Origin of the sequence: Burkholderia sp. AU33423 (assembly GCF_002223135.1) — a bacterium.
Lineage (GTDB): Bacteria > Pseudomonadota > Gammaproteobacteria > Burkholderiales > Burkholderiaceae > Burkholderia > Burkholderia lata_D.
This window is the reverse complement of sequence record NZ_NKFH01000007.1, coordinates 572,550-586,114: the sequence shown is the minus strand read 5'-3', so window position 1 is coordinate 586,114 and position 13,565 is coordinate 572,550. Positions and strand designations below refer to the sequence as shown.

General features: G+C 68.8%; 10 protein-coding genes and 1 pseudogene. 1 reads left to right on the top strand and 10 read right to left on the bottom strand.

The features are described 5' to 3' along the window. Positions 1-343: 343 nt before the first annotated feature. From CFB50_RS21160 to CFB50_RS21150, 3 genes are all read right to left on the bottom strand, one after another. Positions 344-3,994 carry a hydantoinase B/oxoprolinase family protein gene (locus CFB50_RS21160; protein WP_089447122.1) on the bottom strand — a complete coding sequence of 1,217 codons (3,651 nt, stop codon included), beginning with the start codon at positions 3,992-3,994 and terminating at the stop codon, positions 344-346. A 121-nt stretch (positions 3,995-4,115) separates the two neighbouring features. Further along, entirely contained in the window at positions 4,116-5,414 is a 1,299-nt protein-coding gene (locus tag CFB50_RS21155; protein WP_089447121.1) for an MFS transporter, read from the bottom strand. A gap of 83 nt (positions 5,415-5,497) precedes the next feature. Continuing rightward, a complete protein-coding gene (locus CFB50_RS21150) occupies positions 5,498-6,271 on the bottom strand; it encodes a putative hydro-lyase (RefSeq protein WP_069250814.1) in 774 nt (257 codons plus the stop codon). A 205-nt stretch (positions 6,272-6,476) separates the two neighbouring features. On the opposite strand from CFB50_RS21150, the gene CFB50_RS21140 reads away from it, so the two are divergent. Beyond that, positions 6,477-7,409, top strand: coding sequence for a LysR family transcriptional regulator (locus tag CFB50_RS21140; RefSeq protein WP_069250813.1), 933 nt, complete (start codon positions 6,477-6,479; stop codon positions 7,407-7,409). 208 nt (positions 7,410-7,617) lie between these two features. On the opposite strand, the gene CFB50_RS21135 is transcribed toward CFB50_RS21140, so the two are convergent. The 7 genes and pseudogenes from CFB50_RS21135 to CFB50_RS21105 all read right to left on the bottom strand — a co-directional run. Further along, the gene (locus tag CFB50_RS21135) at positions 7,618-7,932 is read right to left on the bottom strand and encodes a hypothetical protein (RefSeq protein ID WP_256979187.1); all 315 of its coding nucleotides are present in this window, start codon (positions 7,930-7,932) and stop codon (positions 7,618-7,620) included. 33 nt (positions 7,933-7,965) lie between these two features. Next, positions 7,966-8,292 (bottom strand): antibiotic biosynthesis monooxygenase family protein, encoded by a 327-nt coding sequence (locus CFB50_RS21130; RefSeq protein ID WP_089447119.1) that lies wholly within the window; start codon positions 8,290-8,292, stop codon positions 7,966-7,968. Between the two features lie 65 nt (positions 8,293-8,357). Then, positions 8,358-9,344: a YkgJ family cysteine cluster protein gene (locus CFB50_RS21125; RefSeq protein ID WP_089447118.1), complete on the bottom strand. Its 987-nt coding sequence runs from the start codon at positions 9,342-9,344 to the stop codon at positions 8,358-8,360. Next, the gene (locus CFB50_RS21120; protein ID WP_089447117.1) at positions 9,338-10,147 is read right to left on the bottom strand and encodes a MetQ/NlpA family lipoprotein; all 810 of its coding nucleotides are present in this window, start codon (positions 10,145-10,147) and stop codon (positions 9,338-9,340) included. Before CFB50_RS21120 ends, CFB50_RS21125 begins: the two co-directional genes overlap by 7 nt. Continuing rightward, positions 10,144-11,193 (bottom strand): formylglycine-generating enzyme family protein, encoded by a 1,050-nt coding sequence (locus CFB50_RS21115; RefSeq protein WP_089447116.1) that lies wholly within the window; start codon positions 11,191-11,193, stop codon positions 10,144-10,146. Before CFB50_RS21115 ends, CFB50_RS21120 begins: the two co-directional genes overlap by 4 nt. A 16-nt stretch (positions 11,194-11,209) precedes the next feature. Further along, positions 11,210-13,168 carry an arylsulfatase gene (locus tag CFB50_RS21110; RefSeq protein WP_089447115.1) on the bottom strand — a complete coding sequence of 653 codons (1,959 nt, stop codon included), beginning with the start codon at positions 13,166-13,168 and terminating at the stop codon, positions 11,210-11,212. Positions 13,169-13,379: 211 nt separating this feature from the next. Further along, positions 13,380-13,517: pseudogene (locus CFB50_RS21105) on the bottom strand (SDR family oxidoreductase); the annotation flags it as partial. Positions 13,518-13,565: the final 48 nt, after the last annotated feature.

The window sequence follows — 13,565 nt, the reverse complement described above, 5'->3', positions numbered from 1 at the left end:
TCAGGAATGGCACTCACAATTAGAGCAGAGTGTCAAGGAATTGGGACTCGATTGGCAAGCCGGATTTTTCATGATTGGCAGGCTGATCCATCGCGGTTGCGGCGGTGCGCAACGGGTTCGGCGAGTCGGGCTGAGTGCCCCGCCAGGCGGGCGTTTGCGGCCGATTTCAGGATTCGGCGGCAGCGCATTGGCAGGCGCGTGGAGACAGGGTCGGATCGCCTTCCGACGACCCGGCTTTCCGTCGATTTTGATTCCGTTCGTGCGTCAATGCGCGGCTTTATTCCACAGTCCGTTGCAATGCGGTTCGAGCACCGGCGCGGCGCGCCGGCACCGGCTGCACGGCTCAGCCCGCCGCGCCGTATCCGCCGCCGCCCGGGGTTTCGACGACAAATACGTCGCCCGGCGCCATCTGCGCGCGGCCGATATGGTCGAGCGCCTCGACCGTGCCGTCCGCGCGCTCGATCGTGTTGCGGCCGAGCGCGCCGGCCTCGCCGCCCGCCGCGCCGAACGGCGCGTGGATCCGGTTGTTCGACAGGATCGACGCGGTCATCGGCTCCAGGAAGCGAATCCGCCGCACCGCGCCGTCGCCGCCGCGCCAGCGCCCGCCGCCGCCCGACCCGGCGCGGATCCGGTGCGAGTCGAGCCGCACCGGGTAGCGCCATTCGAGCACCTCCGGATCGGTGAGCCGCGAGTTCGTCATGTGCGTCTGCACCGCGCCGACGCCCGCGAACCCGTCTCCGGCACCACTGCCGCCTGCAATCGTCTCGTAGTACTGGTAGCGATCGTTGCCGAATGTGAAGTTATTCATCGTTCCCTGGCTCGACGCGACGCAGCCGAGCGCGCCGTACAGCGCGTTGGTGATCGCCGACGAGGTCTCCACGTTGCCCGACACGACCGCCGCCGGATACTCGGGGTTCAGCATCGAGCGCGCGGGCACGATCACCGTGAGCGGCTTCAGGCACCCGGCGTTCAGCGGGATGTCGTCGCCGACCAGCGTGCGGAACACGTACAGCACGGCGGCCATGCACACGGCCTTCGGCGCGTTGAAGTTGTTGTCGAGCTGCGCGGACGTGCCTGTGAAATCGATTTCCGCGCGCCGCGCCGCCCGGTCGACGCGGATCGCGACGCGAATCTCCGCACCGTTGTCGAGCGGATAGCGGTACGCGCCGTCCTGCAGCGCGCCGATCACGCGCCGCACGGCTTCTTCCGCGTTGTCCTGCACGTGCCCCATGAACGCGAGCACGACGTCGCGGCCGAACTGCGCGACCATCCGGCGCAGCTCGTCGACGCCCTTCTGGTTCGCGGCGACCTGCGCGCGCAGGTCGGCCATGTTCTGCTCGACGTTACGCGCCGGGTAGCGGCCCGATGCGAGCAGCGCGCGGGTTTGCGCATCGCGCAGCGTGCCGGCCGACACGAGCTGCCAGTTGTCGATCAGCACGCCCTCCTCGTCGATGTGGGTCGAGTCGGGCGGCATCGAGCCCGGCGTCGTGCCGCCGATGTCCGCGTGGTGGCCGCGCGAACCGACGTAGAACAGCGGCGCGTCCGAGCCGTCCGCGAACACCGGCGTGATGACCGTCACGTCCGGCAGGTGCGTGCCGCCGTGATACGGGTCGTTCAGCATGAACACGTCGCCGTCGCGCATGCGGCCGCGGTTGCGCTCGATCACCGTGCGGATGCTCTCGCCCATCGAGCCGAGGTGCACGGGCATGTGCGGCGCGTTCGCGATCAGGTTGCCGTCGCCGTCGAAGATCGCGCACGAGAAGTCGAGCCGCTCCTTGATGTTCACCGAGTACGCGGTGTTCTGCAGCCGTAGCCCCATCTGCTCGGCGATCGACATGAACAGGTTGTTGAAGATCTCGAGCCGCACCGGATCGGCATCGGTGCCGAGCGAGCGGCGCGTCGGCAGCGGCGTCGTGCGTGTCAGCACGAGGTTGCCCTGCGCGGTCATCTGCGCACGCCAACCGGGCTCGACGACGGTCGTGCCGTTCTTCTCCGCGACGATCGCGGGGCCGTCGATCGCGTCGCCGGCCAGCAGCGTGTCGCGCACATAGAGCGCCGCGTCGTGCCATTGGCCGCCGGAATAAAAGCGCACCGCGGAATGAGCGCGCAGCGCGGCTGCGTCGCCGTTGCCCTGGCTGCGCGGCGCGAGCGGTGCGATCTCCACCGGCGCGTCCGAGCGGCCGATCGCCTCGACCGACGCGAGCTCGGCGACGAGCGGCGTGCCGGGCATCAGGAACGCGTAGCGTTGCCGGTAGGCGGCCTCGAACGCCTGCTGCATCGCTTCGACGCTGCCGGCCGGCACGTCGAGCGCCGAATCGGTGCCCTGGTAGCGCAGGTGCACGCGCCGCTCGGTCGCGATCCGCTCCTGCGGCACGCCCTGTTCGAGCAGCGCGCCGACGGCTTCGTCGGCCAGCCGGTCGAGCGCGGCATTCAGCGCCGGCAGCGAATCGTCGGACAACACGGCCTCGACCGCGCGCTCGCGCATCGCGGTCTGGTCGGCGAGGCCCATTCCGTATGCGGACAGCACGCCCGCCAGCGGATGCGCGAACACCTGCGTCATGCCGAGCGCGTCGGCCACGCCGCACGCGTGCTGGCCACCCGCGCCGCCGAAGGTCGTCAGCACGTAGCGCGACACGTCGTGGCCGCGCTGCACGGAAATCTTCTTGATCGCATTCGCCATGCTGCCGATCGCGATTTCCAGGAAGCCTTCGGCGAGCGCCTCGGGCGTCTTGCGCCGCCCGGTCGCCGCGTGAATCTCGTCGGCAAGCGCCGCGAACTTCGCGACCACGCCATCGCGGTCGAGCGGTTCGTCCGCGTGCGGGCCGAACACGCGCGGGAAATGATCGGGCTGGATCTTGCCGAGCATCACGTTGCAGTCGGTCACCGTCAGCGGGCCGCCGCGCCGGTAGGCCGCCGGCCCCGGGTTCGCGCCGGCCGACTCGGGCCCGACGCGCAGCCGCGCGCCGTCGAAGCCGAGCACCGAGCCGCCGCCCGCGGCCACCGTATGGATGCTCATCATCGGCGCGCGCATCCGCACGCCGGCCACCTGCGTCTCGAACACGCGCTCGAACTCGCCGTGATAGTGCGACACGTCGGTCGACGTGCCGCCCATGTCGAAGCCGATCACGCGCTCGAAGCCGGCCGCCTGCGCGGCGCGCACCATCCCGACGATGCCGCCGGCCGGGCCCGACAGGATCGCGTCCTTGCCCTGGAACGCGTCGGCGCGCGTCAGCCCGCCGCTGCTCTGCATGAACTGCAGGTTCACGCCCGGCATCTCGTGCGCGACCTGCTCGACATAGCGGCGCAGGATCGGCGACAGGTACGCGTCGACCACGGTCGTGTCGCCGCGCGACACCATCTTCATCAGCGGCGACACCTCGTGCGACACCGACACCTGCGTAAAGCCGATGCGGCGCGCCAGGTCGGCCAGCGCGCGTTCGTGCGCGGTATAGCGATAGCCGTGGATCAGCACGATCGCGAGCGCACGCACGCCCGAGTCGAACACGCGGCGCAGCGACGCTTCGGCCCCCTGCGCATCGAACGGCACGACGATGTCGCCGTGCGCGCCGATCCGCTCGTCGATCTCGACGACGGTCTCGTACAACGCGTCGGGCAGCACGATGTCGAGATCGAACAGGCGCGGCCGGTTCTGGTACGCGATGCGCAGCACGTCGCGAAAGCCGCGCGTCGTCGCGAGCGCGGTGCGTTCGCCCTTGCGTTCGAGCAGCGCGTTGGTCGCGACCGTCGTACCCATCTTCACCATGTCGACGCGCTCGGGCGTGATCGGCTCGCCGGCCGCGAGGCCGAGCAGGTGGCGGATCCCGGCCACGGCCGCGTCGCGGTACTGCTCGGGGTTCTCCGACAGCAGCTTGTGCGTGACGAGCGTGCCGTCGGGCCGGCGCGCGACGATGTCGGTGAAGGTGCCGCCGCGGTCGATCCAGAATTGCCAGCGCGCAGTGTCGGAGGGAACGGGGGAAAGGTGTCGGTCAGTCATGATGTCGGGTCGATGCGTCGTGGAATCGAGGGATGAGCGCCGCCGCACGGCGCGCGTCGCGCGCCGTGTCACGGGGTCGGTCAAAGGGGAAGAAAAACGAAGGGCGAGCCGCCCTTGCCGCTTATGCGGCGTCGAGTTCGCGGCCGCGTGTCTCGGGCAGCGTCAGCGCGGCGACGATCACCACGCCGTATGCGGCGACCGCGAAGATGCCGATGCTCGTGCCGAGCCCGTATTGCTTGGACAGCGCGCCGATCAGGAACGGGAACAGCGCACCGATCGCGCGGCCCACGTTGTAGCAGAAGCCCTGGCCGGAGCCGCGCACGCGGGTCGGGAACAGTTCGGTGAGGAATGCGCCCATCCCCGAGAAGATGCCCGATGCGAAGAAGCCGAGCGGGAAGCCGAGCCACAGCATCGACGCGTTGGTCAGGTTCAGCGACGTGTATGCGAACGCGATCACCATCGAGCCGACCGCGAACAGGATGAAGTTCGGCTTGCGGCCCAGACGGTCGGTCAGGTACGCGCTCGTCAGGTAGCCGACCCACGAGCCGAAGATGATCATCGCGAGATAGCCGCCGGTACCCATCACCGTGAGGTGCCGCTCGGTCTTCAGGAAGGTCGGCAGCCACGTCGTGATCGCGTAGTAGCCGCCCTGCGCGCCGGTCGTCAGCAGCGCCGCGCGCAGCGTCGTCGTGATCAGCTTCGGTGCGAAGATCTCGGTCAGGCTCGGCGCATCGGCCACTTTCGCCTGCGCGGCCTTCTCCTTCTCGTAGACGTCCGGCTCCTTCACGTAGCGGCGGATCGCGACGACCAGCAGCGCGGGCGCCAGCCCGACGAGGAACAGCGCGCGCCACGCCTGCTCGGCCGGCAGCACCGAGAACAGCAGCGCATACAGCAGCGCGCACAGCCCCCAGCCGATCGCCCAGCCCGACTGCACGAGGCCGACCGCCCTGCCGCGATCGCGGGCGCGGATCACTTCGCCGATCAGCACCGCGCCGGCCGTCCATTCGCCGCCGAAGCCGAAGCCCATCAGCGCGCGCGCCGCGAGCAGCTGGTGGTAGTTCTGCGCGAGCCCGCACAACGCGGTGAACACGGCGAACCACAGCACGGTGAGCTGCAGCGTGCGCACGCGGCCGATCCGGTCGGACAGGATGCCGGCGATCCAGCCGCCGGCCGCCGACGCGAGCAGCGTGATCGTGCCGATGAAGCCCGCGTCCGCGAGCGAGATGCCCCAGGTCGCGACGAGCGTCGGGATCACGAACGACAGCATCTGCGTGTCCATCCCGTCGAGCATGTAGCCGACCTTGCAGCTCCAGAACGCGCGTCGCTCGCGCGGCTGCGCGTCCCCGTACCACGAGAACAGGCCGTTGCGCTCGGGGCTCGCGGGCTCCGCGGCGTGCGCCGCGAGGGTCTTGCTTTCCATGGTGGTGCTCCTGTCGTTATGCGCCGTCAAATGATTGTCGCGCGTGCGGCGTGCCGTGCGGGTCGGGTTGTCGTCGTCCGGGCTCAGAACACGGCCAGCGACGCGTTCGTGATGTCGGTCATCAGCATGTGGCCGGGCGTGTGCGCGATCGCGATCGGCAGCTTCGCGTCCATCAGCGCGGTTTGCGGCGTCACGCCGCATGCCCAGAACACCGGCAGCTCGCCGTCGCGGATCGTCACCGCGTCGCCGAATTCGGGTGCGTTCAGGTCGGCGATGCCCAGTTCGCGCGGATCGCCGAGATGGATCGGGGCGCCGTGCACGCCCGGAAAACGGCTCGTGATCTGCACCGCGCGAATCGCGTCGGCGCCGCGCAGCGGCCGCATCGACACGACGAGCTGGCCGCCGAAGATCCCCGCGCGGCGATTCGGAATCGACGTGCGGTACATCGGCACGTTGCGCCCCTCCTCCACATGACGCAGGCCGATCCCTTCGCGCGCCAGCATGTCCTCGAACGAGAACGAGCAGCCGATCGCGAATACGACGAAATCGTCGCGCCACAGTGCTTCGAGCGACTCGACGCGTTCGGTCAGGCGGCCGTCGCGGTAGACGTTGTAGCTCGGCACGTCGGTGCGGATGTCGAGATCCTCGCCGAGCACGTCGACCCGGAACGCGCCCGGTTCGCCGACGCCCAGCAGCGGGCAGGCTTTCGGATTCGCCTGACAGAAGCGCAGGAAATCGTGCGCATACGCATCGGGCAGGATCGCGAGGTTCGCTTGCGCGTACGGGCCGCAGTGGCCGGCGGTCGGGCCGCGGAACGCGCCGTGGCGCACGGACTGGCGGAATTCGGAAGGCGTCATGAGGTTCTATCGCAGATCGGTATGTCGTCGGGATGACGGTGGCGTGTCATCGGATACAGCGAAGAGTAGAAAAGAAAAAATTTTGTCGCCAACGAGTTTTTTTGCGCTTCGTGTATAGAATTTCTTAACGGGTCTCGGGGTTTTCCCCGGCTCCGTTCACTTTTCCTCACCGGCAAAGTGCGCGCTCACCCTCCGTCCGCCCGCCATGAACACGCGTTTTCTCGAAACCTTCGTCACGCTCGCGAAGCTGCGCAACTTCCGCACGACGGCCGCCGCGCTGCACGCGACGCCGGCCGCGATCTCGCAGCGCCTGAAGGCGCTCGAGGACGAACTGCAGACGGTACTCGTCGACCGCGACAGCCGCGAATTCCGGCTCACGCCGAACGGCGAATACCTGCTCGGCTATGCGAAGGCCGTGGTCGAGGCGACGCAGGAGCTGCAGGCCGCCGCGTCCGGCGAGAGCGCGCTGCGCGGCAAGCTGCGGCTCGGCGTGATCGAGACCGTCGTGCACAGCTGGCTGCCGCACTACCTGCGGCGGCTGGCGGCCGACTATCCGCAGCTCGAGATCGACCTGACCGTCGACGTCAGCGTCGTGCTGCAGCGCCGTCTGATGGCCGGCGAACTCGACCTGATCATCCGCGTGGAAGGCAGCGACGAGGCGTCGGTCGTATGCGATGCGCTCGCGAACTATCCGGTGCGCTGGATCGCGCGCGCGGGGCTGCTGCCGAACACGCGCACGGGTCTCGCGCGGCAGGTGCTGCGCCAGCCGATTCTCACCTACGGGCGCGGTACGGCGCCTCATCGCGCGCTCGAAGATATCGTCCGCACGCTCGCGCATGCGCACGGCGTGCCGTTATCGGACACGCGCATCACCGGGTCGCCGTCGATCTCGGTGATCGTGCAGCTCGTGCGCGACGGTTTCGGCGTGGCGGCGATTCCGGTGCTGTTCGTCGATGCGTTGATCGAAAGCGGTGAAGTCGTCGAGCTGCCGCTGCAGCCGTCGCCGCCGTCGATCGTCGTGTCGATGTCGCGGCGGGCCGATGCGCCGCGGTTCGTGCATGGCGCATCGATTGCGGCGCGGGCGGCTTGTCATGAGTATTGCGAGAAGAGCAAGCGGTTGCTGGTCGAAGCGCTTTGATGCGGTGCGGGCCGGCGGATGGCGAGGCCGGGCATCGATCACCGCAAGGCCATCGACGCGCCGACGTCGGTCAAGAATGCGATGTTCCCGATCGGGCAGCGCACGGCGCAGGCGGAGCCGAAAGACGGCAAAGCGCAACGCGCCGACTGAATCCACATCACCATAAAGTCGAAGGGCGCGGCATCAATCAGCCTGGGGCTCTCCTGCTTCAGTGCGACCGCCCCGTATCCGTCCCCGGCGCGAACTCGATCCCCCGCAGCACTTCCGCGAACTTCGCAGTCCGCAGCACGGCGAACTGCTCATGCGCAGCCGTCGCCGCGCTCGTGTTCTTCAACACGTCACGCACTGCAACCAGCCGGTTCGGATCCGCGCCGACGTCGCCGTTGCCGCTGACCGTCGACGTAATCGCCCAGATCGTCACCGTGCCGTCGCGGTCGACGCGGCCCGTCAGGTTGCGCAGGCCGGCCGTCGCCGGTGCCCACGGCAGGCCCGTGGCCGAATTGTTGCCCGCCGGATTATTCATCCGTGATGCGAAAGAAATGAATCAGACAGCCAATCAGGCGGATTGGCCCGCATGCGGCTGCGTGAGCTTGCCGTCGCCATACTCGCGCAACACTTTCGAAATCACGACGCGATAGCCGTCCAGCCAGCGCGCCTGCTTCGTCTTTGCCTCGAGATGTGCCGGGTGCTGCATCAGCTGGTGCAATGCCGCCTCCGACTCCCAGTAATAGACGTTCTGGATCAGCCCCGATTCGGCGTTCTCCCACGTCTCCTCGCCGAGATAGCCGGGCGTTGCGCGCGCCATGTCGGCGATCTGCCGGTCGAGCCGGTGGAATTCGTCGTCGTATTGCCCGGCGCGGAAAATGAAGGTCGACGCGTACATGCCTGCTCCATCGAAAGCAATTGAAAGAGCGCCGATTGTAAGGCACGTGCGGCAGGCCGCCGTCGTTACGTGGCGAGCGTATCGCGGTCGGGCAGGTCGGCGAGCCACGCGTCGATGCGCGGTGCGTCCTCACGGGGGCCGGCCGCGGGCGCCGGCATCGCAGCCAGTGCGTGCCGTGCCCGTTCAAGCGCCTGCGCGAAGCCGCGCAACTCGCGCGTCGCGGGCCGGTCGTCGGCATGCCGGCGCGCGAGTGCTGTTTCAATGTTCATACCGATCAACGCGAGTTGCGCGTCGATGAACGCGATGCAGCGTGTGCGGCAATATGCGGACACCGGTGCGACGGCCAGCAGGACCGGCACGATCGACACGGTCAGGTAGCCGCCGGGCGCAAGCCGCGACAGTGCATGACGCACATCCTGCCCGCCGTCGGTCAACGATGCGAACACGGCATCCCGCCACACCGCGCGCTCGAACACGAGCGCTTCGCGATACGCGTCGAGCGCCGCACGGTCCGCGACCTGTCCGGCCGTCACCAGCGGAATCGGAAATGGTGATTCAACGGACGATTGCGTGCTCGCCGTTTCGACGATGCAGTTCGCGCCGAGCCATCCCGCATCGTCGCGCCGCGCGGCCAGCACGCGGGACTGCAAGCGGTCGGGCAGCATCGGATCGAGCGGCACCGCGCGGCAGATCGACGGCTTGTCCGCATGCACGCTGCAGCGTCCGTCGTCGGCCAGCGCCGCGCAACGGCCGAGCGACGGATAGTCGTAACCCTGCAGCGTCAGCGCGATCCATTCGCTCCCCGGGCCGCCGGCGCGATGAAACAACCGCGCCGCCAGCGCATCGGAAGTCGCGACGTCATCCGCATCGAGCGCGTGTTCGCGGCCGCCCGCCCACCAGCGCTCGCCCGCTCGACGCTTCGGCACGCGGCGGATCGTCAGCGCACCGACGAAGCGATGCCGATGCCGGAACAGTTCGCGCAACGACAGCGTCGGTGCGCTGTTGCAGCAGCGTCCGCATGCGTTGCACGCGAGCAGCCAGGTGTCTACCACGGCCGCCGCACCGAATCCTGGTAGCGCGTGAGGATGAAGCGCGCGACGTCGTCCGAGTGATACGCGGCGACGAGCTGCGCGACCCACGGCTTCGCGCGATCGGCATCGCGCACCGTCAGCACGTTCGCATACGGCGAGCGCGCATCCTCGATGCTGATGCTGTCGCGCGCGGGCTGCAGCCCGACGCGCGCGGCATCGTCGCTGTCGATCGCAACGAACGCGGCCGTGTCGAGCGCAGCATAAAGGCGATCGCGACGCAGCGCGACGAGCTTCAGCCCGAGCCGGTTGCCGGTCACGTCGCGCAGCGTCGCACGCAGCCCCGCCCGCTCGCGCAGCGTCACCAGCGTGTCGTTCTGCAGCAGCACGAGCGCGCGTGCCATCCCGCGCGGATCGGCGGGAATCGCGACCGTCGCGCCGGGCTGCAGTTCGTTCAGGTTCTTCAGCGTGCGCGAATAGAGCGCCATCGGCAGCGTGACGGTCGGCGCGACTTCGGTCAGCGCGTAGCGTTTCTGCGCGCGCGTCGCGGCAAGCTGTTGTGCATCCTCGAAGCTGGCGGCGTCGATCCGGCCGTCGGCCAGCGCCGCATCGATGCGCGATGCATCGTCGAATTCGACGACGTCAATGCCGAATCCTCGCGACGCGGCGACCCGCTTCACTTCGTCCAGGATCTGCGCATGCACACCGCGCGTCACGCCGACGCGTACCGCCGGCGCGGCCGATTCGGCGGCAACGGCCAAACCCGAATGAACGACCGCGCACGCCGCCATCAGCCACGCGCCCACGCAAACCATGACGCGCTTCATGACGCATCCCTCAGAATCGTGCGAAACCCGATATGCGACGCGCCGAGATCGGCTTCCTGCTGTTCGCGCGACGACGCGCGATAGCGCACGCAGTAGTCCCGCGAGCACAGGAACGAGCCGCCCTTGATGACCATCGGCGTATCGTGCCGGCGCGTCGGCGGCGCGACGGCCGCCGTGTCGCCGTTCGTATGCGACTGATGCGGGCCCGTGTACGTGTCCTTGGTCCATTCCCATGCATTGCCGATCATGTCGTAGAGCCGGAACCCGTTCGCCGCGTAGCAGCCGACGGGCGCGAGCCCCGCATGGCCATCCTCGGCCGTGTCGAGCACCGGGAACACGCCCTGCCAGTAGTTCGCGGCCGGCTTGCCCTGCGGATCGCGCGGCGCCGCGTCGAGCGATGCGTCGTCGCGGCCGGCCTTGCCCGCGTATTCCCATTCGGCCTCGGTCGGCAGGTCGCGGCCGAGCCAGTGCGCATACGCGAGCGCATCGCGCTGCGTGACGAGCGTGACGGGCAGGTTGCCGAGCCCGTCGACACCGCTGCCCGGCCCGCGCGGATGACGCCACGACGCGCCCTTCACCCACGACCACCATGCCAGGTCGCGCGCGTTCATCTCGTCGCGCGTCGGCACATGGAACACGGCCGCCCCATCCTGCTGCTCGGCCTCGGTCACGTAGCCGGTCGCCTGCACGAACGCGGCGAACTGCGCGATCGTCACGTCGGTCTGGTCGATCCAGAACCCGCCGACTCGCGTGCGGCCGTCGCCCGCCGGGCGCTCGTCCGCATAGCCGCGCGTGCTGCCGAACACGAACGCGCCGCCGCGCAGGTGCACCATCCCGGCCTTCGGGTCGTCGCGCCATCCGGCCGGCAGCCCCGAATAGCGCGCGCACTGTCGCTCCGAGCCGAGCGGTGCGAGCGCGCGGCCGCGGTTCGCGTCGTCGAATGCGCCGCCCGCCGGTGCGACGGGACTCGCATAGCCGGCCGCGAACGCGGCGGCGAACAGCGTGCCGGCCAGCGCCGCGCCGATGGTCCAGAACCGGAACCGCATCGTGTCGCTCCCGGGCTCAGTAGTAGCCGCGCGGACGCAGCGGTTCGACACCGCCGACGTTGCTCATGTAGGTCTTCCACTGGTCGACGAGCGTGCTGATCACCGACGGGTTCTGCGCGGACACGTCGGTCGTCTCGCCGCGATCCGCCGCGAGGTCGTACAGCTGCCAGTGACCGTCGAGCGGCCCGAGCGGCGGCTCGGTCCACAACGCCTTCCAGCGGCCGTCGGCGCTGCGCAGGTACGCGCGGCCGTACGCTTCGTCGCCGAACGGCGCGGTATGCACCTCGCCCGTCGCCGTGCCCGTCAGCACCGGCAGCAGCGACTGGCCGGTGACCGGATACACGTAGCGGTTGTTGTAGATCACCTTGCCCTTGTTCTGGTCGACGCCCGTCAGCGTGTTGACGAGCGGCGGCGCCGGCTGCGACGGCGGCGTGACGCCCGCGACCGCGAGGAACGTCGCCGTGTTGTCGGTCACGTGCGTGAACGCGCGCAGCGTCGGCAACTGCTGGGTCTGGCCCGGCAGGCGCACGATCGTCGGCGTCGAGACGCCGCCTTCGGCCGAATAGCCCTTCGTGAGCCGGAACGGCGACGCGCTCACTTCGGCCCAGCGCAGCCCGTACTGCAGGCGCTGCGCGTTCTGCTTGCCGTTGTCGGTGCCGAGCGTCGAGTAGATCGGGTCCTGCCCGTTCGCGGTGTCGGTCGCCGTCGGGTCGGCGCCACCGTCGATCGGCCAGCCTTCCGCGCCGTTGTCCGACTGGAACATGATGAACGTGTTGTCGTATTCGCCGATGTCCTTCAGGTGCTGGATCAGCAGGCCGATGTTGTAGTCGAGGTTCTCGACCATCCCCGCATAGATCTCCATGTAGCGCGCCTGTGCCTTGCGCTCGGCCGGCGACAGGCTCGACCACAGCTTGTCGACCTTGCCGGGGCCGTAGTCGCTGTAGCCGTCCGCGGCCGAATGCACCGCGCTGATGTATTTCGCGGCGGCCGTGCCGTTGTTCGCGGTCGCGGGTGATGCAGCCGTCGTTTCAGGCAGGCCGTCGAACGGCTTGAAATCGGCGGGGATCAGGCCGAGCGCCTTCTGCCGCGCGATTCGCGCGTTGCGGATCGCGTCGTAGCCGGCGTCATACACGCCCGCGTACTTGTGCAGCCACGGCTCGGGCACCTGCAGCGGCCAGTGCGGCGACGTATAGGCCGCGTATGCGAAGAACGGCTTGCCGTCGCGCTGGTTCGAATCGATGTATGAGATCAGCTTCTGCGTATAGAAATCGGTCGAATAGAACACGGCCGGGCTGCCGCCCGTGCCGCCCGGCTGCCCGGGCTGGCCAGGCTGCACGTAGCGGCCGTCTTCCGTGTAGTTCGACGAGCCGGCCGGCTCGTGCGCGAAGTGATTCGTCGCCGCGCCGCCGAGCAGCACGTAGCTGCGCTCGAAGCCCCACTGGTCGGGCGTCTGCCCGCTGCCCGTCGCGCTGCCGACGATCCCCGAGCCGATGTGCCACTTGCCCGCGATGTACGTGTGGTAGCCGGCATCCTTCAATAGTTGTGCGAACGACAACGCACGGTCGTTCAGGTAGCCCTCGTAGCCGGGCAGCCCGCGCCGTTCGTCGGTCGGTACGCCCATCGTGCCTTCGCCGACGAGATGGTGGTCGGTGCCGGACACCAGCATCGCGCGCGTGATCGCGCAGACGGTGCCCGTGTGATGGTTCGACAGGATGCGGCCCGACGCGACGAGCGCGTCGAGGTTCGGCGTATTGATCTCGCCGCCGAATGCATGGACGTCGGAATAGCCGAGATCGTCGGCCATGATGTACAGGATGTTCGGGCGTTTCGCGGCCTGCGGCGGCGTGGTGTTCGCCGGTGGCGACGGGGTATCGCTGTCGACGCCGCCGCACGATGCGAGCGACAGCGCGCCGGCAATCGCGGCGCAGACGACACGGAAACGAAAAGCATGTAACGGCGACGCGGACTTTTTCATTGTTCTGAACGCTCGATCTACGGGATCGGCGATCTTAGCGTCGCATGCGCGGCACCCAAAGTCCGATTCGTCACATGCTAACGGGGTGGCGGAATATGCGCGCAAGCAGAATACCCGCCATCAGCGCGCACACATGTGCGCGCCCGCGATGCGCGCCGAAACCGGCCGCTGCCGGGCGCCGCCCACGGCGCCCGATGCGTCGACGTCGGCGTCAGCTGCGCCCGCCGAGACTGCCGCCGCCGTCCACGGCCAGCACCTGCCCGGTGACGAAGCCGGCTTCGTCCGACAGGAAGAACGCAATCGCCGCGGCCACATCGTCGGGCGTGCCGAGCCGGCGCGCGGGAATCGTCCATCGACAGCACGTCGATCTCGCAGCAGAGTGGCGGCTGGAACACCG